Annotated in this window: 21 protein-coding genes; 8 read left to right on the forward strand and 13 right to left on the reverse strand. The window is 65.1% G+C overall.

Annotated elements, in window-relative coordinates; all coding sequences use genetic code 11:
• Positions 1-42 precede the first annotated feature (42 nt).
• Positions 43-657 (reverse strand): LexA family protein, encoded by a 615-nt coding sequence (locus ACPFMA_RS15855; protein WP_279898226.1) that lies wholly within the window; start codon positions 655-657, stop codon positions 43-45.
• A gap of 127 nt (positions 658-784) precedes the next feature.
• Here ACPFMA_RS15855 and ACPFMA_RS15860 point away from each other — a divergent pair, with 127 nt between their 5' ends.
• From ACPFMA_RS15860 to ACPFMA_RS15870, 3 genes are all read left to right on the forward strand, one after another.
• A complete protein-coding gene (locus ACPFMA_RS15860) occupies positions 785-1,111 on the forward strand; it encodes a hypothetical protein (RefSeq protein ID WP_009406560.1) in 327 nt (108 codons plus the stop codon).
• Positions 1,112-1,534: 423 nt separating this feature from the next.
• Complete coding sequence (locus ACPFMA_RS15865) at positions 1,535-2,047, forward strand: DUF4880 domain-containing protein (RefSeq protein ID WP_425928184.1); 513 nt, start codon at positions 1,535-1,537, stop codon at positions 2,045-2,047.
• 52 nt (positions 2,048-2,099) lie between these two features.
• Positions 2,100-3,236: a M14 family metallopeptidase gene (locus tag ACPFMA_RS15870; protein ID WP_425928185.1), complete on the forward strand. Its 1,137-nt coding sequence runs from the start codon at positions 2,100-2,102 to the stop codon at positions 3,234-3,236.
• 153 nt (positions 3,237-3,389) lie between these two features.
• Here ACPFMA_RS15870 and ACPFMA_RS15875 read toward each other — a convergent pair whose 3' ends face one another.
• The 7 genes from ACPFMA_RS15875 to ACPFMA_RS15905 all read right to left on the reverse strand — a co-directional run bounded on the left by ACPFMA_RS15875 (position 3,390) and on the right by ACPFMA_RS15905 (position 9,736).
• Complete coding sequence (locus tag ACPFMA_RS15875; RefSeq protein ID WP_425928186.1) at positions 3,390-4,358, reverse strand: Csu type fimbrial protein; 969 nt, start codon at positions 4,356-4,358, stop codon at positions 3,390-3,392.
• Positions 4,355-6,706, reverse strand: coding sequence for a fimbria/pilus outer membrane usher protein (locus tag ACPFMA_RS15880; protein WP_425928187.1), 2,352 nt, complete (start codon positions 6,704-6,706; stop codon positions 4,355-4,357). Before ACPFMA_RS15880 ends, ACPFMA_RS15875 begins: the two co-directional genes overlap by 4 nt.
• A gap of 62 nt (positions 6,707-6,768) precedes the next feature.
• Positions 6,769-7,536, reverse strand: coding sequence for a fimbrial biogenesis chaperone (locus ACPFMA_RS15885; RefSeq protein ID WP_420058088.1), 768 nt, complete (start codon positions 7,534-7,536; stop codon positions 6,769-6,771).
• 45 nt (positions 7,537-7,581) lie between these two features.
• Positions 7,582-8,079 (reverse strand): Csu type fimbrial protein, encoded by a 498-nt coding sequence (locus ACPFMA_RS15890; RefSeq protein ID WP_425928188.1) that lies wholly within the window; start codon positions 8,077-8,079, stop codon positions 7,582-7,584.
• Positions 8,080-8,082: 3 nt separating this feature from the next.
• The gene (locus ACPFMA_RS15895; RefSeq protein WP_064304225.1) at positions 8,083-8,616 is read right to left on the reverse strand and encodes a Csu type fimbrial protein; all 534 of its coding nucleotides are present in this window, start codon (positions 8,614-8,616) and stop codon (positions 8,083-8,085) included.
• Positions 8,617-8,636: 20 nt separating this feature from the next.
• The gene (locus tag ACPFMA_RS15900; protein ID WP_425928189.1) at positions 8,637-9,173 is read right to left on the reverse strand and encodes a Csu type fimbrial protein; all 537 of its coding nucleotides are present in this window, start codon (positions 9,171-9,173) and stop codon (positions 8,637-8,639) included.
• 35 nt (positions 9,174-9,208) lie between these two features.
• Entirely contained in the window at positions 9,209-9,736 is a 528-nt protein-coding gene (locus ACPFMA_RS15905; protein WP_420058084.1) for a Csu type fimbrial protein, read from the reverse strand.
• A 198-nt stretch (positions 9,737-9,934) separates the two neighbouring features.
• Here ACPFMA_RS15905 and zapE point away from each other — a divergent pair, with 198 nt between their 5' ends.
• The gene (gene zapE / locus ACPFMA_RS15910) at positions 9,935-11,023 is read left to right on the forward strand and encodes a cell division protein ZapE (RefSeq protein ID WP_425928190.1); all 1,089 of its coding nucleotides are present in this window, start codon (positions 9,935-9,937) and stop codon (positions 11,021-11,023) included.
• Between the two features lie 416 nt (positions 11,024-11,439).
• Here zapE and ACPFMA_RS15915 read toward each other — a convergent pair whose 3' ends face one another.
• Positions 11,440-13,329: a propionyl-CoA synthetase gene (locus ACPFMA_RS15915; protein ID WP_425928191.1), complete on the reverse strand. Its 1,890-nt coding sequence runs from the start codon at positions 13,327-13,329 to the stop codon at positions 11,440-11,442.
• A gap of 142 nt (positions 13,330-13,471) precedes the next feature.
• On the opposite strand from ACPFMA_RS15915, the gene ACPFMA_RS15920 reads away from it, so the two are divergent.
• Positions 13,472-14,773, forward strand: coding sequence for a leucine-rich repeat-containing protein kinase family protein (locus ACPFMA_RS15920; RefSeq protein ID WP_425928192.1), 1,302 nt, complete (start codon positions 13,472-13,474; stop codon positions 14,771-14,773).
• Positions 14,774-14,825: 52 nt separating this feature from the next.
• Here the strand turns inward: ACPFMA_RS15920 and ACPFMA_RS15925 are convergent, their stop codons facing one another.
• Positions 14,826-15,536 (reverse strand): YebC/PmpR family DNA-binding transcriptional regulator, encoded by a 711-nt coding sequence (locus ACPFMA_RS15925; RefSeq protein ID WP_009406573.1) that lies wholly within the window; start codon positions 15,534-15,536, stop codon positions 14,826-14,828.
• Positions 15,537-15,739: 203 nt separating this feature from the next.
• On the opposite strand from ACPFMA_RS15925, the gene ACPFMA_RS15930 reads away from it, so the two are divergent.
• A complete protein-coding gene (locus ACPFMA_RS15930) occupies positions 15,740-16,327 on the forward strand; it encodes a LysE family translocator (RefSeq protein WP_009406574.1) in 588 nt (195 codons plus the stop codon).
• On the opposite strand, the gene ACPFMA_RS15935 is transcribed toward ACPFMA_RS15930, so the two are convergent.
• From ACPFMA_RS15935 to ACPFMA_RS15945, 3 genes are all read right to left on the reverse strand, one after another.
• Positions 16,316-17,101, reverse strand: a complete 786-nt coding sequence (locus tag ACPFMA_RS15935; protein WP_425928193.1) for a helix-turn-helix domain-containing protein — start codon at positions 17,099-17,101, stop codon at positions 16,316-16,318. The two genes, ACPFMA_RS15930 and ACPFMA_RS15935, sit on opposite strands and share 12 nt — an antisense overlap.
• A 39-nt stretch (positions 17,102-17,140) precedes the next feature.
• The gene (locus ACPFMA_RS15940; protein WP_425928194.1) at positions 17,141-19,555 is read right to left on the reverse strand and encodes a hypothetical protein; all 2,415 of its coding nucleotides are present in this window, start codon (positions 19,553-19,555) and stop codon (positions 17,141-17,143) included.
• Positions 19,556-19,626: 71 nt separating this feature from the next.
• Positions 19,627-20,166, reverse strand: coding sequence for a helix-turn-helix domain-containing protein (locus ACPFMA_RS15945; protein ID WP_009406577.1), 540 nt, complete (start codon positions 20,164-20,166; stop codon positions 19,627-19,629).
• A gap of 153 nt (positions 20,167-20,319) precedes the next feature.
• On the opposite strand from ACPFMA_RS15945, the gene ACPFMA_RS15950 reads away from it, so the two are divergent.
• Together ACPFMA_RS15950 and ACPFMA_RS15955 are read left to right on the forward strand one after the other, a co-directional pair.
• Positions 20,320-21,102, forward strand: coding sequence for an aldolase (locus ACPFMA_RS15950; RefSeq protein ID WP_064304216.1), 783 nt, complete (start codon positions 20,320-20,322; stop codon positions 21,100-21,102).
• A gap of 20 nt (positions 21,103-21,122) precedes the next feature.
• Positions 21,123-22,010, forward strand: coding sequence for a dihydrodipicolinate synthase family protein (locus ACPFMA_RS15955; protein WP_420058073.1), 888 nt, complete (start codon positions 21,123-21,125; stop codon positions 22,008-22,010).
• The last annotated feature ends 172 nt before the right edge of the window (positions 22,011-22,182 follow it).

Genomic DNA, 22,182 nt, shown 5'->3' on the forward strand with positions numbered 1-22,182 from the left:
AAACAGAAACGGCGCCCTCGGCGCCGTTTTCATTGCCATGGTTCAGAAGCGAATCCCGCCCTGGATGGCGACCCCGAGCAATTCGCAGTCCTCGCCACACAGCATCATCGGATAGGTCGGATTGAGCGGCTTGAGGAAGCGCTGCCCCTCCTCCACCACCAACTGCCGCAACACGCCCTGGGAGTGGCCCGGCACCCGGGCGATGACCAGGCGCCCGACCTGCGCCTGCACCCCCGGATCGACCAGGACCAGCATACCGGCACAGAGGCTCAAGCCAGCCGGTGCGGTCATCGCATCACCCTCGACCCGCAGCCAGAACGCCTTGCCCTGGGCCTTGTAGTCGGTGATTTCCTCGGCCACCGGCGCGTCCTCGGCAACATCCGTCAGCACGACCCAATCCGACTGCGGATAACGGAAGGTGGTCGGCAGGCCATAGTTGGCCGGCTCCTCCTCCGAGTCCGGGGTAGCCTTCATGCTCATGTGGGGCAGTTCGAGTGCTACCAGCACGCGGTTCATGCGCGTGAGGGTCAGCTCGCGCTCACCACGCAGCCACAGGCCCACGCAGCCCTGGGTGACCCCGACGCGTTCGGCCAGTTTCTCTTGCGTGAGCTTGAGTTCACGCATCCGATCTTTGACTAGTGCGATCCATTTTTCCATCGCAGGCACGATACGGACTGCCCATTCTCGCTCAATACACAAATTGTAGTATTTAAAACGCTGTAAAAAATACGCCAGGTACTATATTTCCCCGTGCCTCTCCACAACCCCAAGGAAGACCCTCCTCATGAGTGCCAGTACCTCCAGCCATCTGGACAGCGACTCCTCGCGCCGTGCCCTCGATTACTACTTCAACCCGGCTCCGGAGAACGCGCCCGGACTGGAAGACATGCAGCTGGTGGTGGCGCGCGACGACCTGTCGCCACAGGCCGCCGCCGAGCAGGCGGCGTGGCTGCTGCGCTGCGCCTCGGGCACTGCCTACCAGGCCGCACAGATCGCGCGGGACAAGGCCCAGGACCAGATGCTGATGTCCATGCACCTGATCAACCTCGCACGCGCGATGATTGACCACAGCCACAGCCGCATGCCGAAAGACGAGGAAAGGAAGGAATAACAACAGCGTGAGGGCCCGGACTGCCTGGGTTCAGGCACGGGAAGAAAGAATTTTCGGAGAATTACCGAAAATTCATTTGACTTGAAAATGAGAACGATTATTATTGATCGCAACTGGTCGCGAGACTGGTTGGATAACCCGGAGCCCTTAGGTCGGACTCCAGATTATCTCCTCATCAGGCTAATCACGGTTTTTGACCCGGCTTTTTGCCGGGTCTTTTTTTTGGGCTCTTCAGGCTAATGAAGGCGATGTGTTGCTGAATGTGGCGATGATATCAAAGGACCATCCCTGTGATAAGCCCAAGGCGCGCCTTTGCTGAAATTAGCACTTGAGAATCAATCTCGTTAAGACTAAGCTCTCAACCGCATCAAGGAAGATGCCCCCTACCTCCCTCCTCCGTTTCCACCGCAAGGAGCTGGAACCATGACCCGTCTGCTGCTGCCACTGGACCATCACGCCGAACCCGCCGACACCGCCGAACTCGCGCTGCTGCACCGCCTGAAAGCGCTGCCACGCCGGGTTCAGCAGGTATTCCTGCTGAGCCGCCTCGACCAGTTGACCTACGCGGTCATCGCCAGGCGCCTGGACCTGTCCGACGCGAGCGTCGAGCGTCATATGAACCAAGTCCTGCAGGCCACCCTGCCCGCCCCTGCTCCGCTCGCCCGTGCTGCCGGCCAGTGGTATGTGCGGCTGCAAAGTCCGCTGATCACCGCCAGCGAGCGCATCGATTTCCGCCGCTGGCTGGACGCCGACCCGGAGCACCTGGCGGCCTTCCACGCCACCGAGCTGCGTTGGCGCAGCCTGCTGGCGCCGGCCCGGGCGCTGGGCGAAAACCTCTGGTATCGGCAGACCCGGGCCGCGTTTTCCCTGGGTGGCTGCACCGTCGCCATGGGTCTTGGCCTGGCCACCTTGCTGGCCCTGGGTTTCTGGTACTGACCGGGTTGTGTAGAGTTGTTGCCCACAACAACTCTGCAAAGGACCCAGGCCAATGACCGCACTGAGCATCGACTGCGACTTCGACTCCGGCAATATCCTCGTTCGGGATACCAGCAATCCCGCCCAGGTGCGCTTGGCGATCCGCCCCGACAGCGCCAGCGCGCATTTCCAATGGTTCCACTTCAAGGCCAGCGGCCTGACGCCCGGCCAGACCCACGCCTTCACCCTGGAGAATGCCAGCGGGTCCTCCTACAACAAGGCATGGGACGGTTACCACGCCGTCGCCTCCTACGATCAGCGCAACTGGTTCCGTGTTCCGTCACGCTTCGATGGCCAGGCCCTGCATTTCAGCCTCGAAGCCCAGGAGCCGCAGGCCTGGTTCGCCTACTTCGAGCCGTACTCGCGGGCTCGCCACAATCAATTGATCGAGCGTGCCCGGCATCTGCCGGGTGTCAGCCTGCTGGCCACCGGGCGCAGTGTCGAAGGCCGTGATATTCCGTTGCTGCGTGTTGGTGACGGCGCCGCAGGCAAGCGCAAGGTATGGATCATCGCCCAGCAGCATCCCGGCGAGCACATGGCCGAGTGGTTCATGGAAGGTGTGATCGACCGTGTCGCCGCCAACGATGCCGGCCTGCAGCAGCTACTGGCCGCTGCCGACCTGTACCTGATCCCCAACATGAACCCCGACGGCGCCTTCCACGGTCATTTGCGCACCAACGCCAAAGGCTTCGATCTCAATCGCGCCTGGCAGGATGCAAGCAGCGAAGAGACCCCCGAGGTACTGTTCGCCCAGCAGCAGATGAAGCTGCATGGGGTCGACCTGTTCCTCGATGTTCATGGCGACGAAGAGATTCCCCACGTGTTCACTGCCGCCTGCGAGGGCAACCCGGGCTACACCCCGCGTATCGCCGCGCTGGAGGAGCGTTTCCGCAAAACCCTCTGCGGGCTGACCCGGGACTTCCAGGATGTGCATGGTTATCCCCGCAGTGCGCCGGGCCAGGCCAACATGACCCTGGCCTGCAATGCGGTGGGCCAGGCCCATGACTGCCTGTCGCTGACCCTGGAAATGCCGTTCAAGGACCACGACGACGCACCGAACCCGGCCACCGGCTGGTCGGGCAAGCGTTCGAAGGAGCTTGCATCGGCGGTGCTGGATGCGGTCGGGCAGATGGTCCACGAATTGCGCTGAAGGAAGTAGCTACGTTCTCGTAGAACAAAACACAACTCTTTGAGTTGCTGGGACCTTGTGGGAGCGGGTTCACCCGCGATTGCTATGGTGAATTCACTACAGCAATCGCGGGTGAACCCGCTCCCACAGGGGACGCGTCGTGCTTGCAACTGTCTAGAAAGCCACATCCAGGATCACACTGTCCTGGTACGCCCCCGCCGGCGGCGTGGCTTGATCGGTGTAGACCCTGGCGTTGTAGTTGAACACCTGGCTGCCCGTGCCGGTGCCGTTGCCCGGGTTGATATCGGCATCGCTGCTGGAGCGACGCGCGCTGGTCAGCGAACCCCAGCGCACGGTACCGGCACTTTTGAAAATGTCGTAGGCCAGGTAATTGTTGGCCGGCGACTTCATGCGTCGGCGCCCGCCCGACACATACAGACCATCATTCAGCCCCACGGTATAGGCACTGCCCTTGGTGCAGTTGAGGCTGACACTCTGGCTCACCGTGGAAAACCCGCTCACCACCGGAGCGGTGCCGAAGTTGATCGCCGGGGTAGTGATCTGGCAGTCGGCGGTGACGGTCAGGGTCACGGTCATGGTGGTGCTGCCGGTCTGGGTCTGGCGCCCGACGCACAAACCGCCGACGCCGATGCCGTAGCAATAATCCCAGTTCCAGAACACGGTGAAGGTTTCCGAGTAGTTGCCGGCGGCGACGTTGCTTCCGGTCAGGGTCCGCACGTACACCGGGATGGTCGCCGGTACCACGTTGCCGAGGATCCCCAGCGCATCGAGGATGCCGTTGCGCGCGAAATCGAAGGGCTGGCCGCGGGTGATCGGGTAGGACGTGGTGTTGTCGGCATACAGTGTGTACTGGATGACGTCGCCGGTGGGCCCGACCAGGCCGGTGGTGCCTCCGGTCGGCGTGAAGGACGCCTTGAAGAAGTCATCGCTGCGCAACAACGTCACCAGCGAGCCACTGCAACGCAGGCCGGCATTAGTACTGGACGAGGATTGCACGGTGGACGCCAGCGTAGTGGAGGCCACGCTGCCGAACGCCACATTGCCGGCCTGCACCACCGAACACAGCGCCTGCACGGGCTCGGCAAGCAACAGCAGCGCCAGCATCGGCAGCAGGCGTTTCATTTGCACACCAGCGGGCCGAGCAGCGGCACATCGTCCTGTCCGGCGTCGAGGCTGAAATGCACCAGGCAAGTGCCGCCGCCGGCGATCCGTACCTCCAGGGTATTGTCCTCGGCCAGCCCTTCCAGGTAGACCAGTCCGTCCCAACCGACCACTGCGGCAGCGCCAGTCTGCTGATGGCGGACCTGGCTGCCCAGTGGCAGGTCCTGGTGACTGGCATCGACCAGCTCGATGCTCGCCGCCCGCACCCGGTTCAACGGGAAATTCAGCAGGTACCCGGCGCCACGGCGTACCGCTACGCGCTGCTCGACGTTTTCTGCGCGCACGTTGGCCGGCAGTTCCAGGGTGTCGATTTCGTACTTGCCGCGGTAATAGGCGCTGCTCCACGGCACCAGCAGATGCCCCTTGCTGTCGGTGCGGCCGACATTCTGGTTCTCGTAGCGCACCGGCACATCGGCGAAGCCCTCGGTACTGACCACGACGAAGGCATCATCGATCCGGTTGGCGGCGAATACGCCGGCATCCATCCACACCAGCGAGCCGCTGGCATCGGCCCAGCGGGTCATGGCCTGGCTGGTGCCATAGGTGCCGGCCTGGAGCTGCACCGACTGCAGGCGCCAGGTCAGGTCGGCCTGGCGGTAGGCCGACTGGTCGCCGCCGCTGGCGTAGCCGAGGTTGTAACCCAGGCCACCATCGCTGGGCACCGCGCGGCTGTAATTAACCCGCTGGACATTCTCGCCGCTCTGGTTGCGCTCGGTGCTCAGGCTGAGGGTGCCGTGCAGGTCGAAGGGAATCACCAGCTGCGCCTGGGTCGCCCACTGCTCGCCACCAAGCTCGCGGTTGGCCGACAGGTACAGGCTGGTATTGCCCCATAGCGACTTGCTCCAGCTCAGGTTCACCAGGCGGGTGCGAGAGTTGTCGCCGGCGCGCACGTCGAAATAGCCGGCGCCAAGGCTGCCGTAGCGTTCCAGGTTGAGGCTGAGCGTGACCTGCTCGCTACGCTGGCTCAGGCGGGCATAGGGGCTGTCCAGCAACGAGGCGTCGGCGTAGTCGCCATACCGCTCCAGGCGCTGGTAATTGAAGCCGATGCGCTGGCTGTTGTACTGATAGCCGAGGCTCAGTTGCTGGCCGCTGCGGCTATCGAAGGTGCTCTGGCTGACCGCGGCGTTGACCACCCCGAAGGTGCCCACCAGCAGATTGCCGCCGATCCCGCCAAGGGCCAGGGACTGCGCCGCCTCGCCGTGGGTTTCCAGGGTAAAACTGTCGCTGATGCCGTAGCGCAGGCTGGCCGAGGTCAGGCCCTTGCCGTAGGAGAAATCGCTGATCCCGTAATTGCGCCGCAAGGCACCGGCAGCCACCGAGAAATCACTCATGCCTTTCTGCAGCAAGGTGCTGGTGACGTAGAACGGCAAGGTGGTGGACACCTGCCGGCCCTGGGCATCGGTGGTCACCACTACCGCATCGCCGGCGCCGTTGATGTAGGGCACGTTGGTCAGGGTGTAGGGCCCAGGCTGCAGGTCGGCGCTGGCGCTTTTGTAGCCGTTGATGAACAGGTCCACCGATGACGGCACCGCCGCCTCGCCGGCGAAGGCCGGCAGCGGATAGGTGACCAGGTCCGGGCGTACCGAGAAGTCACGCGACAGCAGCACCCCGCCCAGGCGCACCGAACTGGTCCAGGGCAGCGCGCCACTGATCACGTCGCCCGCCTCGAAGGTCAGCAGGCGCTCCTCGTCGGTGTAGCGAAAGGTCGTGTCGTAGCGCAGGAAGCCACGCTGGTTGTCGGCGTAGTTGCGCCCGCTGATCTGCTGGCGCCATTGGCCCGTGGTGGAGAACGTCCCCCAGGCGTCGAACACCCGCAGCTCGTTCCACACCGACAGGCTGCTGCCGATATCGTCGGTGTCGTTGAGGTAGGCATCGTAGTTGAGCAAGGCGCCAAAGCTGCTGTTGGCCTCGCCGCCGGGGCCCAGGGAGCGGTTGCCGATACGCTGGCCAGGCAGCCAGGCCGGCGGGACCTGCAGCACCAGGCGCTGGGCCTGGCTGTCGTAGTCGCTGTGCAGGCCGGCGACGCTATCGAGCGCGACCTCTTCCGGCACCGGCACGGGAAAGTCGATGCCCACGGCACGCAGGTCGCTGGCCGCCACGTAGAAGCGCCCGGAACGCTGGTGCACGACCACCACGTTACCGCTGTTCATCTGGTTGACCACCAGTTCCAGATACAGCTCGGCATCGCTGATCGCCTCCTCCGCAGAGGGCGGCGGCGGCAGCTCGCCGGCCCACGACGTGGCACCGAGGCACCACGCCAGGCCACCCGCCAGCAACAGCGGGCAGGAACCCGTGGTAAATCCCTTCACGCACCTTTCCCCGCCATCGTCGGGTGCTCCCTGGCCCGAGGTTCATCCTTTGCTCACCCGGCTCACTGGCCCTGGGCTATGGTTTGCGCCGTGTCACCGCCATTGATCCGTCCCTTGAGCGCGGTAGACGCCGAGGCCTGCAGTGGCGCCGGCCAGCGCATGGTCGCGCCCGGCAGCACATAGCCGAGCAGCCCTTCCACCAGCGGCCGGCTCTGCGCGCCCTGCTGCATCACCACATCGGTCAGGCGCGCATGAACCGGACCGGTGTTGCGGATCTCCACCCAGGAGCGCCCCTGCGTCGATACCTGGCGCCAGCTCAGTTGCGGCTTGCCGACCCCGGCGTCGCTGCGCTGCCCGCTGGGGTCGGCCTTGCCCCACAGGCCCTGGCCGTAGACGAACAGCGGTACCGAATAGCGCATCTGGAAGCGGATCGCGGCCTGGGGCTTGTCGGCGTTGTCCGGCGGCAAGGCCGGAGGAATTTCATCGATGATGATGCGGTAGGCCTGCTCCTGGCCCACCGGCGAGGTACCGGTGCGGGTCAGGCGGATGAGCTGTTTCTGCCCCGGCGCGATCTTCGCCAGCGGCGGGCTACCGATTATGTCCCGCTGGTTCTGGTATTGATCGTCGAACCCGCCCTGGCGCCAGGCGAAGATCCGCACCTGCAGGTTGGCTTCCTCGTTGCCGCGGTTTTCCAGCCACAACGCGCCGGCCTTCTGCTCGGCCTCGATCACCGGGTCGATCGGCCAGATCAGCACCGATGTCGCCGCCGACGTCGCTCCGGCCCACAGCAGCAATGCCGCCAATGCCAGCCTCGCCCTCTCCCTGAACATCCCGCTCTCCTTCATGGTGGTCGTGCAATACCGGCGCGTACGCCGTCAAAAGGTCAAGGTCACCTGCAGCACATCGCTATAGCTGCCCGCGGGCAGCGCTCCGGTCAGTTGCGCCCGGGCGTACACGGGCAGCTTGATGGCCGTCGGATCGGCATAGCTGACATTGACGGTCTGGTCGATGCCCAGCGCCTGGCTGAAGGCCGCGTCGCTGTACAACTGGTAGGCCACCAGGTTGCTGCCGGTGCTGCGCTTGAGGTTGCGCACCCCGTTGTTGTTCTGCCCCCCGCCGATCTTCATGCTCAGCGTCACACCAGGCGTGCATTGCAGGGTGACGGTGGTACCGCCGAGCTGGGTGGTCACGGCGGCGGTGGACAATGCCGAATAGCTGCCGAACGCCAGGTTGCCGTAGTTGGTCACCCCGCCAACCACCAGGCACCCGGCCTGGACGGTCGCATTGACCAGAAACGTGCTGCTGGTGGCCGCATCCAGGGGTATCGGCGCTGCAGCCGCCGCGAGTAGCGCCAGGGCCAGGCGCTCGCTCATGGCTCAGAAACTCAGCTCGACCGCCACGGTGTCGGTATAGGTGCCCGGGGGCAGCCCGGCCTTGCCCACGGCCTTGCCGTACAGGTTGACGGTCTGCGCCGTACCGCTGCTGGTAGGCAGGGTAATGGTGCCGTTGATCGGTATCACGGTGGTCAGCCCGGAGTCGGAATAGAAGTCATAAGGCACCGAATTACCCGAGCCGTCGGCCAGTGCGCGGGTACCGCCGGTGGAGGCGCCGTCATGGGCGCCCGCGCCGATCTTGATCACCGGGATCGCGCCATTGGAGCAGAGAATGCTCATCGCCCCGCCACCGCCCGCCAGCACCTGGGCGCCCGCCGTGGTGAACAACGCCGTCTGGGTGCCGAAGTTCAGGGCGCCGAAATTGACCCCGGTGGTGGCCGTGGAGCCGTTCACCTGGCAACTGGAGATCAGCACCAGCGAGGCGTTTATCTGCCCGGTGACCGTGGCCGCCTGGGCCTGGGAAGCCAGCAACAGCCCGATGCCGGCAAAAACGAAACGATTCAGTTGCGGTTTCATGGTTCACTCCTTGATGGCTGTTACCAGTCCAGCGTCACCGTCAGGGTGTCGCGATAAACGCCCGCAGGCAGGGCGTTGGGGTTGGCTACGACCACGCCGTAGATAGGGATGGGAATCTGCTGCGCGCTGCTCACGGTGAAGTTGAGCTGCTGGCCGATCCCGTAGTTGCTGCGCCCGCCCGGGTCGGTGGAGAGCTGGTAGGGAATCAGCACGCCGCCGTTGCTCAGCCGGCGCGTGGCGCCGTCGGGGTTGGCGCCGCCGTTGATGGTCACAGTGAAGGCGCGGACCTGAGGGTTGCAACTGATCTGCAGGTTGCCACTGCCGCCAGGTTCATCGATGGCCGCGCGCAGGGTCTGGTTCCACAGCGGGCCCTGCTGGCCGAAATCGATCACGCCGCCCGCCGCGCTGGCCGGCGCGGTACTGGCCGGGTCGCTGCTGATCTGGCAGGCCGAGGTAAGCACCAGGCGCGCCTCGATATGTCCGCTGATCGCGCCATGGGCTGCCGGGCTGAGCAACAGCGGCCCCAGGCCCAGCAGGAGAATGCGTGATGCGTGCATGCTGCTCGCTCCCTAAGCAGTGCGGTTCATGACCCTCACCAGGTGACGGTCACCTTCAACAAGTCCGAATAGCGCCCCGTCCGTGGAAGCTCGGTTTGTGTGTCGATACGTGCGTACAAGGGAAGTTCCACCGTTCCGCTGTCCGGTACCCGGCCATGCTGGGCAATATTCACCGACAGCGGCACGCGCCAGGCCGGATCCTGGTACAGGCGGTAGGGTATGGGCCGGGCCTTGGGATCGGCGGATACCAGGTAGCGCACCTCGCCGGTGCCGCCATGCAGGCCGCCATCGACCCGCACCTGATAGGCTGTGTCCGGATTGCACTCCAGCCGAGGCGGGCGCTGGACCAGCAACTGGCTGCCCAAGGGCCCGTAGGGATCGTCCAGCCGTGGACTCTGGCCGAAATCCAGCACGCCCAAGGCCTGCGCGGAAGCCGACCGTGGCTCGTGGATGAGCAGGCAGCCCCGCTGTACGTCGATGCGAACCTCGACGAGGAAATCCGTGGCGGCAACGCCTTGGGCCGCGTACAACCCCAACAACGCCACCAGTGATCTTCCCTTCACCGTTCCTCCCTGTCCTTGCAGGAATTGACCTGGGGTTCAGGGTAGCAGTCGAGGAAAATGCTGCCAGCCGAACTGGAAATGTACAGCTCATGTATAGGAAATATCCGACGAATACGGGCGTTCGCGACTGGCAGCACTTTTCACTATCTGGTTAATATTGCCGCCGTTCGTCACCTGCCACCGTTCGAGGAACATCTCTTGCCCGCCTGGATCCGCTCGCCCCTGCGCGCCTTGCGCCAACGCCTGGCCGCCGCCCCTGCCGCCGAGCCTGGCAAAGCCCGCGAGATCCAACGGTTTTTCGCCGACAAGGCGCAGCAGCAAGGCTACCGCCTGAGCCAGGGCCAGCAGCAGGTGATTGCAGCCATGGCCGAGCAGGCCGCACGCCTGCCAACCGGGAGGGCCCGCAGCCTGTACCTGCACGGCCAGGTCGGGCGCGGCAAAAGCTGGCTGCTGGACGGTTTCTTCACCGCGCTGGGCGATATTCCCAAGCGGCGCCTGCATTTCCATGACTTCTTTGCCCGGCTGCACCAGGGCATGTTCGAGCACCGCCGCCAGGACGATGCCTTGGCGGTCACCCTCGACGCGTTGCTCGGCGACTGCCGCGTGCTGTGCTTCGATGAGTTCCATGTCCACGATATCGGCGATGCCATGCTGCTCACGCGGCTGTACCAGGCCCTGTTCGAGCGCGGCATCTTCGTTCTGGTGACGTCCAACTATCCGCCCAAGGGGCTCTTGCCCAACCCGCTCTATCACCAGCGTTTCGAACCGGTCATCCGGCTGATCGAAGCGCGTATGGACGTGCTCGAGGTCGGTGGCGAACAGGACTACCGCGCCCTGCCCGACGCCGGACGCCAGCAGCGCTTTACCCAGGGACACTACGTCTGGCCCGGGACTGCCGGGCAATTGCAGCGACTGGGCTTCGGTGGCGCGACCCACGAGCAAGTGCTCCAGGTGAACAAGCGCCAATTGCGCGCCCGGGTGCGTGACGAGCGCAGCGTGGTCTTCGATTTCGCCAGCATCTGCGAACAGGCGACCGCGGTAATCGATTACCTGGAACTGATCCAGCGTTTCGAGCACTGGACCATCGAAGGCCTGCCGGACCTGCAGGAATGCACCATCGCCGCCCAGCAGCGCTTCATCAACCTGATCGACGTACTGTATGACCGTGACAAGCGGCTGTTGCTGATCGGCGAGCGGCCGCTGGCGCAAAGCCTGGGCGGCAGCGTGGCCGACCTGGCAAGGACGCGGAGCCGGCTGGGGCAGTTGCAGCAGGTCGGGCCTGAATGATGTGGTGGGGCTGATCGCTGCGAGGGGTATCTACACATCCTTTGAGGTGAGAAGGCTCGTCAGTAGATCGCATCAAGGCTGACAGGTGCTTGTCATGACTGTTCCGGCGCCCTTGAGATCGAGCGCCGCCCGCGCGGCGCATCGCCGGCAACGCCGGCTCCCACATTTGTTGCAACGTACCTATGCCTGACAGGCCATAGTGATCGCCTTGCTTGTACGACGCGATACCCTGTCGAACCCAACAGTCTCCCGCAGTAGATCGCCGAACATCCAAAGGCTGGCAGCGCAGATCTCACAGGCCATGGCACGTTGCAAATGTGGGAGCTGGCTTGCCAGCGATGCGCCGCGCGGGCGGCGCTCGATCTCAAGGGCGCTGAAGATCTATCGGCATGCGCCCGGTGGCCATAACGAGGTTCTCAGGCACTACGCGCCAACCCCGCCAACACCTCCTCGATCTCCACCAACACCGCAGGATCATCCAGGGTCGACGGCGCCACGTAAGGCTGCTGGTCGGCGATCTTGCGCAGCACCGCGCGCAGGATCTTCCCGGAGCGGGTCTTGGGCAGCCGCTTGACTACCCGGACCTGGTTGAAACAGGCCAGCGCACCGATCTGCTCGCGTACCGTGGCCACCAGCTCGGCCTGCAACTGCGCCTCGCCGCTGTCCACGCCATCCTTGAGCACCAGCAGCGCCAACGGCACCTGGCCCTTGATTTCGTCGCGCACGCCCACCACCGCGCACTCGGCCACCGCCGGGTGGCGGGCGACCAGGTCTTCCATCTCGCCCGTGGACAGGCGATGCCCGGAAACGTTAATCACGTCGTCGGTACGCCCCATGATATAGACGAAGCCGTCTTCATCCAGATAGCCGCCGTCCCCGGTGTGGTAGTAGCCGGGATAGGTCTGCAGGTACGACTCCAGGTAGCGCTGGTGATCGCCCCACAGGGTCTGGCTGCACCCGGGCGGCAATGGCAGGGCGATGACGATGGCGCCCTGCTGATTGGCACCGAGTACCTGTCCATCTTCATCCAGCACCCGCACGTGATAACCCGGCACCGCCCGGTTGCTCGACCCCGCGCGCCCGCCGCTGCCATGCAGGCCCAGGCAGGGTGCAGTCACCGGCCAGCCGGTCTCGGTCTGCCACCAGTGATCGTGCACGGCCTTGCCGCTGACGCTTTCCAGCCATTGATGGGTACTGGAGTCGAGGCGTTCGCCGGCCAGGAACAACTGGCGCAGCGAGCTGAGGTCGTAACGGCGCAGCAGCAGGCCCTGCGGGTCCTCCTTGCGGATCGCCCGCATGGCCGTCGGTGCACAGAACAGGCCGTTGACCCGGTACTGCTCCACTACCCGCCAATAGGCCCCGGCATCCGGGGTACGGATCGGCTTGCCCTCGTAGAACACCGTGGTGCAGCCGTTCATCAGCGGGCCATAGACGATCAGCGAATGCCCGACCACCCAGCCGACATCGGAAATGCCCCACCACACGTCGCCGGCCTGCATGCCGTAGATGTGTTTCATGGCAAAGCGCAAGGCCACGGCATTGCCGCCGTTCTCGCGCACGATGCCCTTGGGTTTGCCGGTGGTTCCGGAGGTGTACATGATGTACAGCGGATCGGTCGCGAGCAGTTCCACCGGCGGCACCGGTGTGGCCTGTTGCACGGCGGCCTGCCAGTCCAGGTCACGGCCTTCGACCAGGGTGGCGCGGGCCTGCGCTCGTTGCAGCACCAACACCTGGCGCGGCTGGTGCGCGGATTGCTCCAGGGCCCGGTCGACCAGCGGCTTGTACTCGATGACGCGGTCGAACTCCAGGCCGCAGGACGCGGTGAGCAGCAGGGTCGGCCGCGCGTCGTCGATGCGCAGCGCCAGCTCGTGGGGGGCGAAGCCGCCGAACACCACCGAATGCACCGCGCCGATCCGCGCACAGGCGAGCATGGCCATCGCCGCCTCGGGCACCATGGGCATGTAGATGACCACCCCGTCGCCCTGTGCCACACCGAGCTCGCGCAGCAGTCCGGCAAGGCGCGCCACCTGGTCGCGCAACTGGTTGAAGGTGAAGGTCTGCTGGCTGCCGGTGACCGGCGAATCGTAGATCAGGGCCAGTTGCTCGCCGCGGCCGTCCTCGATCTGCTGGTCAAGGGCCAGGTGGCAACTGTTCAGCCGGCCGTCGGCGAACCATTGGTGGGTGCCGTCGGGGTTGTCGCGCAGGATCTCCGTAGGCTTGCGCAACCAGGCCAGGCTTTGCGCCTGCTCGGCCCAGAACTCGGCGGGCGCGGCGATGGAGCGGTCATAGCACTGCTGATAACTCATCGATGAATAACCCTGTGTTTGTTGTTATTAAAGGGCGAACGTCGAGTATGGCCTGCTCGCGCCAGCCTGCTATCGAACTTAAGTCGCATGGGCAACGGGCTTTGCCCTTATCATGACGGCCTTTTCTTCCACGGCAGCACCCATGCATTCTCTCGACGATCTCAAGTCCGGCCGCCTGGCAGGCAGCGTGCGCCTCGACCTGGCCTGCGGCCTTGAGCAGTTCCCGCAGGAAATCTTCAACCTTGCCGACAGCCTCGAAGTCCTCAACCTCACCGGCAACCGCCTGACCAGCCTGCCCGACGACCTGGGTCGGCTGCACAAGCTGAAAGTGCTGTTTTGTTCGGAGAATCGCTTAAGCGAACTGCCGCAGGGGATCGGTGGTTGCGCGCAGTTGCAGGTGGTCGGCGTCAAGAGCAACCGCATCGTTCATGTAGCGCCCGCCGCCCTGCCCCCGCGCCTGCGCTCCCTGGTACTCACCGACAACCGCATCGAAGAACTGCCCGAGGCCCTTGGCGACTGCACCGGTTTGCAAAAGCTCATGCTCTCCGGCAACCGTCTGCGCTACCTGCCGGACAGCCTGCAACGCTGCACAGGGCTGGAGCTGCTGCGCATCGCCGCCAACCGCCTCGAACAGCTGCCCGGGTGGCTGCTGCGCATGCCCAGGCTGGCCTGGCTGGCCTATGCCGGCAACCCGTTGCCCGAGGGCCTGCGCACACCAGCGGCACCGGCCGGCTTCCCGCGCATCGCCTGGCAGGACATCCAGCTCGACCAGCGTCTCGGCCAGGGCGCCTCGGGCATCATCCACCGCGCCCGTCTAAAGGGGCGCGAGGGCGCCGTGGCGGTCAAGCTGTACAAGGGCGACATCACCAGCGACGGCACGCCGCTGGACGAAATGACCGCCTGCATGCTGGCCGGTAGCCATGAGCATCTGATTCCGCTGCTGGGCAGGGTCGAGGATCATCCCGAGGGCATCGCGGCGCTGGTCATGGAACTGATCGATCCGGCCTGGTTCAGCCTTGCCGGGCCGCCAAGCCTCGACAGCTGCACCCGGGATATCTACCCCGTCGAGCGCCGCCTGGATGGCCCGGGGCTGCGGCGCCTGGCGCTGTCCATCGCGCACGTGGCGGCGCACTTGCATGGGCAGGGCCTGAGTCATGGCGATCTGTATGGCCACAACATCCTCTGTGATGACCGCGGGCACAGCCTGCTTGGCGATTTCGGTGCGGCATCGTTCCATCCGCTGGACGGAAGTACCGAAGCGCGGTTGCTGGAGCGGATCGAAGTGCGGGCGTTCGGCGTGCTGCTGGGCGAGTTGCTGGAGCGATGCGATGAGCAATTACAGGGAATAAAGGCGTTGCAGCAGGCCTGTGTGCAGGCCGAGGTCATTCAAAGGCCGGGATTTGCGGGGATCGTGCAACAACTGGCGTCCCTGCATCGTCCATAGGAGCCCCAAAACAAAGGGACCGCATGCGGTCCCTTTTTCATGGCTGGCGGTGTCAGCCCGCAAGCCCTACATAGACATTCTGCACGTCGTCGTGCCCGTCGATGGCGTCGAGGAAGGCTTCCACTTCCGCCAGCGCCTCGGCGCTCAGGCTGGCGGCACTGACCGGGTTCTTCGGGGTGTAGCCGATCTTCGCCGAGATCACGGTGAAACCCTGGGCCGGCAGGGCTTTCTGCACGCTGTCCAGGTCGGTGGTTTCGGTGATGAACAGGGTCGCGCCCTCTTCGGCAGGCTCGAAATCCTGGGCACCGGCCTCGATGGCGGCCAGCTCCGGGTCGGCATCGGCGCTGTCCGGGGTTGCCTCGATCAGGCCGACATGGTTGAAGTCCCACGACACCGAACCCTCGGCGCCCAGCTGGCCCTTGCGGAACAGTACGCGGACTTCGGCGACGGTGCGGTTGACGTTATCGGTCAGGCACTCGACGATCAGCGGTACCTGGTGCGGGGCGAAACCTTCGTATTTCACCGCGTGGTACTGCACCTGCTCACCCAGCAGGCCGGCGCCCTTCTTGATGGCACGTTCGAGGGTCTCGCGGGTCATGGAAGCCTTCTTGGCCTGCTCGACCACCAGACGCAAGCGTGCGTTCATGTCCGGGTCGGCACCGCTGCGCGCGGCGATCTGAATTTCCTTGGCCAGCTTGCCCATGATCTTGCCCTTGGCATTGGCAGCTGCTTCTTTATGCTTGGCTTTCCACTGTGCGCCCATTTCGACTCTCTTTGTTCCAGGTGCTTGTTCCAGGTGCCGGTTGAGGAAGCGACCGGCTAAGTGGCGAGCAGTTTATACGCGCCGTGTCGGGCAATCGACAAAAAAGTCAAAAGCGCCTGCGTTGCAGAGGGCAGTTTTCTTCAATACCGGCGCAGGTGCACGCCGATAGAGTCCAGGCCTCGTTCCCTGCAAGAGAAACATCCATGAGCCTGACTCTCTCCATGGCCGCCTTCGCGCTGGCCGCTTCCATCTCCCCCGGCCCGGTCAACCTTGTCGCCCTGGCCGCCGGCGCCCGCCACGGCTTGCGCCCGGCGCTGCGGCATGTCACCGGTGCCACCCTGGGCTTCTGCCTACTGCTGATGCTGGTGGGCCTGGGGCTGCATGCAGTGATGCTGCGCTGGCCCGGCCTGACCGACGCGCTGCGCTGGGCCGGGATCCTGTTCCTGCTGTACATGGCCTGGAAACTGGCCGCCGATGACGGCCGGCTCGGTAATGGCGAGCCGCAACGCGCCCCCGGTTTTTTCTACGGAGCGCTGATGCAATGGCTCAACCCCAAGGCCTGGCTGGCCTGCGTCGCCGGGGTCGGCGCCTTCGTCGGCGAAGGCGAGACCGCCCTGCTCTGGCGCTTCACCTTGATCTACCTGGTGATCTGCTACCTGTCGGTGGGCTGCTGGGCCTGGGCCGGCACGGTGATTCGCCGCCATCTCGAAGAACCACGGCGCATGCGCCTGTTCAACCGCTCGCTGGCAGCCCTGCTGGCTGCCAGTGCCGGCTACCTGCTAGTGGGCTGAGCGATAGTGCCCCGGGGTCGCCGCCAGATGCTGCTTGAAGGCACGCTGCAGGTGGGCCTGGTCGGCGAACCCGGCCTCATGGGCAACCTCGGCGATCAGCCGCCCCTGGCGCAACTGCGCGCGGGCATAGCGCACCCGCTGGTCGAGCAGGTAGCCATGGGGCGTCAGGCCAAAATGCTGCTTGAAGGCGCGGGTCAGGTAGGACGTCGATAACCCCGCCGCCTCGCCGATGTCCTCCAGCCTCAGCGGCTCGGTGCAGTGCTGGCGAATATAGTCCGCAGCCCGCTGCACCCGCTCGTTGCCCTGCGCCGTCGCGCTCGGCGCGGCCTGGATCTGCTCGCGCAACTGCCCGAAGAAACGTTCGGCGGCGAGGCGCTTGTCGTCGCTGGCTGCGAGGCTGTCGGTCAAGCGCTCGTACAGTGCCAGCAGCGAGCGATACAACTGCGGCGCGGTGCTCAGGGTCTGCCCCAGGGGCTCGAAGCCCTGCGCGCGCAACCAGGGCATATCGACATAGAGCATCAGGTACGACCAGGGCTGGTCGGCGATCGGGTTGCAGGCGTGCACCACTCCGGGATTCATCATCACCACCGTCCCCGCCTCCACCTCGTGCCAGCGCTGCCCGTCGAAATAGGTGCTGCGCCCGGCGGTGATCGCACCGATCGAGAAGCCTTCGTGGGAGTGCCGCGAATAGCAGACCTTGCGCCCGTCGGCGACCGCCCGGGCCTCGATGAACGGCAACGCCGGATCGCGCCAGAAAGTCGAACCATTGCTCATCGAAAAGTCTCCCGGAGTCGTACGAAAACGACGACGAGCCTAGCACTCGGCAGGGTCTGCTGCCAGGCGTTCTTCGCCGCTCAAACCTTGATCGATCAAAGGCCTGAGCAAGGCCATGAGGTCCCGGTACAGCGCGCTTGCGGGGTGATCCCGGCTGCGATCGAACAACGCCAGCAACGGGTCGCCCACGCTACCCTCGGCCAGCGGCTCGTAGCGCGCGGCCATGTATAGGGTTTCGAACAGCGAGTGATAGCCATTGCGCAGCCAGAACGCGCTGTTGGCCAATTGGAAGCGCCAGTACTCAGGCAGCGATGGCAGGCCGTCGAACAGGTGCGGCAAATCGCGACACAGCGCCTCGGTGGCGGCACTGATGCCGCCGATGAACGGGGTGTCCAGCGCGTCCATGTAGCGCGTGGCGGGATGCAGCGGGTCGGGTACCCATTGGTGGGCGCTGCGGTATTTGTCTTCGCCTATCAACCAGCGATTGTCCCCGGCCAGCAGCCGCTCCGGCCGGGCATTGAGGATCAGCCAGGGGTCGGGGCGCGCCAGGGCGTTGCCGGCATCCAGCCCGTGCGGATTGACCTGGGCATGCCCGCCGCCAAGCTGCCCGGCCCGCAGGCGCAGCACCTGGAACAACAACTGTCGACGCAGGTCGCGACTGTCGGCGTCGGCGTGCTGGTCCTCGCCGAGCAGCCACTTGAGCAGACGCAGGTTCCGCGCCCGATGGGGCATGGGCTCCAGGGCCATGCCCGGCAAACGCCTGGCCTGGGCCAGGGTGGCCTGGACATAGGCGTCGTCCAGCAGCTTTTGCAGGCCACCGCGCTTGAGCATCCGCGCGGCGATGGCCGCAAGCGAGGCATCCAGCGCCGACCAGCGCCAGATCCGGTCGGCCAGGGCGCGCTCCCGGAGCATTTTGCCCAGGGCATTGCCCTGGCCGTCGCGCAGGCTTGCCCGCGGTGCTTCCGGCACCGCCAGCAACGCCCCGGGCGTCAGATGATTGCGCTCCAGCAGGCGTTGCCACTGGGCCATGAACGCCGCACGCTCGCGCGGGCTGTTGAGCCAGGGGCAAGCGCCCTCGCCCTGCTCGCGCAATCTGTGCAAACGCTCGAAGAATGCCGAGTTATGAGCCCAGGCGCGCTGCACCTCGGCGGCGCACAGATGACGGCTGCCCTGCCGGTCCACCACGGCGAACGGGGTCACCGCCAGGTAGTCGCTGCCATGAGGCAGTTCCAGCAGATACAGGTGCTCGCCAAAACCCACGGAGCGCTCCAGTTCACGGATGCCGACGAAGCGACCGTCGCGGTCAGGGTCGTAATGGCTGGTGGCATAGCTGTCCATGGCGATGGTCTGGAAGCTGGCGATATCGGCGTAGCGGTTGAGCAGATCCTCCAGGCGCCGCGGCAGATCCACCTCGCGCACCTTGCCCTGCGCGCCCGCCTCGTCGAACGCCTCGATGCCGATCTGGTTGCACTCCTTGCGGTCGACGTTGATTACCCGAAGCCGCGAGCCATCCTCCATCACCCGTACCAGGAAACCGCTGCGCAGCGTGTGTTCGGAGACCAGCCAATGGCCGAGGAACGCCTCCACGAACGCAGTGCGCACCAGCACCGAGCGGATCGGCGCAAAGGTCGGCGAACGTCCCGGTTCGTGCTTGAGGCGATAGTGTTGCTGCCAGGCCAGGGAGCGCGCCGCCGTACCGAAGGAGAAATTCATCAGGCTGCGGGTTGCGGTCACCAGGCGGCCGTGCTCCAGGTGCAGGTCCTTGTAGCGTCCCTCGAAATCGGCATCGACCAGCGCCACGTTCATCCGCACGTACCCAGGCCGCTCCTCCATCAGCAGCAGCGACAGGTTCACCGGCAAGCCGTCGGAAGCCGCAGGCACCTCGGCCAGGTCCACCGGCTTGCCGTCGAGCAGCGCGCGGTAGCGTTCGGCGAGCGCCTTCCAGCCCTGTTGCCGGGCGAAGGGCGTGACCCGACGGGCATCGCCTTCGCTGTCGATCTTGCGTTGCAGCAGGTCGATCATCCGTTGCAGGCGCTGCAGCACCCCCGCACATGGGTTGCGCAGGCCGTCACCGGCGCGGATCAGCCGCAATCCCTTGCGCCAGGCGCCTTCGAAGCCGTGCATGGCGGCCTGCTGGCGACCATAGAGCGAGATATCCCGGTCCAGCGCCTGGCGGTACGGGCTATCGCTGTCGAGCGCCTCGCGGAGGCGGCGCAGCATGGCCAGGTGTTCGTCGATGCCCCGCGGGTTGTCGTCCATGCTGAAGTGCTGCGCGGCCAGCACGTTGAGGGTGGTGTGCTGGATCTCCAGCAGGCGGGCGTCGGTCTCGGCCAGGTAATCGGCGCGTTCGCCGGGAGTGAGATGGAACCAGGGGCTGCGCTTCGGTGCGGCGGCGATGCGCTGGTCGATCAGGGTGTTGAGCAGGCGGGAATAGTCCCGCGAGGGCTGGATCATGGCGGTCGTCCTTGAGGCCAGGAAAAGCCGTGATGCTAGCGCCACCCCGGATACAAGGGCGCCGGCAAGACCTACCCTGCGTCGTGCACCACTACCAGCAACTGCGCCGGCTGCTCGCCGAGGGAGCGCAGGCGATGCGGGGTCTGGGCGTTGAAGTAAAGGGCATCGCCACGTTCGAGAATGACCCGCTCGTTCATGAAATCCACTTCGACCCGGCCCTCGTGGACGAAAAGGAATTCCTCGCCCAGATGCTCCTTGAAGGTGGAGTCGCTGAAGTCCATCGGCGGGCTGATCAGGAACGGCAACAGGCTGCGCTGGCCGATCTGGTTGGCCAGCACCGCGTAGCCCGGCCCCTCGCCACTGCCGGCCAGCGGCTGGCGCTCGCCGCTGCGCACCAGGCTGTAACGCGCCTGGTTCGGTGCGTCTTCGGCGAACAGTTCCTCGACATTGACGTTCAATGCCCGCGCCAGCTTCAGCGCAGCGGCGATGGACGGCGTATTCAGACCACGCTCGACCTTGGACAGGTAGCTTTTGGTCATGCCGGCTTTGTCGGCCAATACCTCAAGGGTGATGCCGAGTTTTTTTCTCAATAATTTCAAACGGATAGACATGCGCTGCAGTTGATTCCGGTCAGTGATGCAACTTTTCGCTTGCTTATGACACTTTGTGTCATATAGCCTTGTTTGTGTCACAACGCAAACCGCCCCCGCTCGTTTTCCAGGCAATCGGGGGCGGGCTCCACTTACTTCACCGAGGACCACTCGATGACCGACACAATGACACTGCCCAAGGACCAACTGGTCCGCCAGGCGCTTGCGCGGATGCAAGGTTCGCTTGCGGATAATACGTGGACTGTACGGGAAAAGCTGGCCCTGACCTGCCGCATTCTCTTCGACCGCGGCCATGATTCCGGCCTGGCCGGGCAGATCAGCGCCCGCGGCCCGCAGCCAGGCACCTTCTACACCCAGCAACTGGGGCTGGGCTTCGACGAGATCAGCGCCAGCAACCTGCTGCTGGTCAACGAAGACCTGGAGGTGCTCGAAGGCAGCGGCATGGCCAATCCGGCCAACCGTTTCCACAGCTGGCTGTACCGCGCCCGCCCGGACGTCAACTGCATCATCCACACCCACCCGACCCACGTCGCGGCCCTGTCGATGCTGGAAGTGCCGTTGCAGGTGTCGCACATGGATGTCTGCCCGCTGTATGACGATTGCGCATTCCTGCAAGCCTGGCCGGGCGTGCCGGTGGGCAACGAGGAAGGCGAGATCATCGCGGCGGCGCTGGGCGACAAGCGTGCCATCCTGCTTTCCCATCATGGCCAGTTGTCCACCGGCGCCGATATCGAACAAGCCTGCGTCACCGCCAACCTGATCGAACGCGCGGCGCAACTGCAACTGCTGGCAATGGCCGCAGGTGCCGTCAAGCCCATCGACCCGGCCCTGGGCCGCGAAGCCCACGACTGGATCGACCGGCCCAAGCGCCACGGTGCCGCCTTCAACTATTTCGCCCGGCAAAGCCTGCGCAAGCACGCCGACTGCCTGAACTGACCTTTGCTGGAGCACAGACCATGAGCAATCCTTTCCACGGCATCATCGGCTACACCGTCACCCCCTTCAGCGGCACCGATGGCGAACGTCTCGATCTCGCCGCCCTGGGCCAGTCCATCGAACGCCTGATCGAGGGCGGCGTGCAGGTCATCGCGCCGCTGGGCAGCACCGGTGAAGGCGCCTACCTGAGCGATCGCGAATGGAGCCAGGTGGCCGAGTTCAGCCTGGCGCACATCGCCCGGCGCGTGCCGACCATCGTCAGCGTGTCCGACCTGACCACCGCCAACGCCATCCGTCGTGCGCGCTTCGCCGAAGAACAGGGGGCCGATGCAGTGATGGTACTGCCGGCGGCCTACTGGAAGCTCAGCGAGGCGGAAATCCTCCGGCATTACCAGCGCATCGGCGACAGCATCGGCATCCCGATCATGCTCTACAACAACCCGGCCACCAGTGGCACCGACATGTCGGTGCAGTTGATCCTGCGCATCGTCAAGGCGGTGGAAAACGTGACCATGGTCAAGGAGAGCACTGGCGATATCCAGCGCATGCACGCCCTGCAGCAACTGGGCGAAGGCCAAGTGCCGTTCTACAACGGCTGCAACCCGCTGGCCCTGGAAGCCTTCGTCGCCGGAGCGACGGGCTGGTGCACGGCCGCCGCCAACCTGATTCCGCAGCTCAACCAGCAGCTCTATCGCGCGGTCACGGACAATGACCTGGAGCGCGCGCGGGCGCTGTTCTACCGGCAGTTGCCGCTGCTCGAGTTCATTCTCAAGGGCGGCCTGCCGGCAACGGTGAAGGCCGGTTTGAAGCTGACCGGCATCGATTGCGGCGTGCCGAGGGCGCCGGTGTTCCCGCTGGATGAGGCCGGGCAGGAGCAGTTGAAAGGGTTGATCGCTCGACTCGGCTGACACCCAGGTTCATGAAACAACGCTGGCTCCCACAGGCTCCGAGCCAGCCGCAGATTTTGCGTTCGATACTGACCTTGTGGGAGCTGGCTTGCCAGCGATTGGCCCGCCAGACAACATCGTTGCCTGTGCCGGCCTCATCGCCGGCAACGCCGGCTCCCACAGGAATGGCGCC

It is taken from the genome of Pseudomonas sp. NyZ201 (assembly GCF_049860765.1).
In the GTDB taxonomy this organism is placed as follows: Bacteria; Pseudomonadota; Gammaproteobacteria; order Pseudomonadales; family Pseudomonadaceae; genus Aquipseudomonas; species Aquipseudomonas bharatica.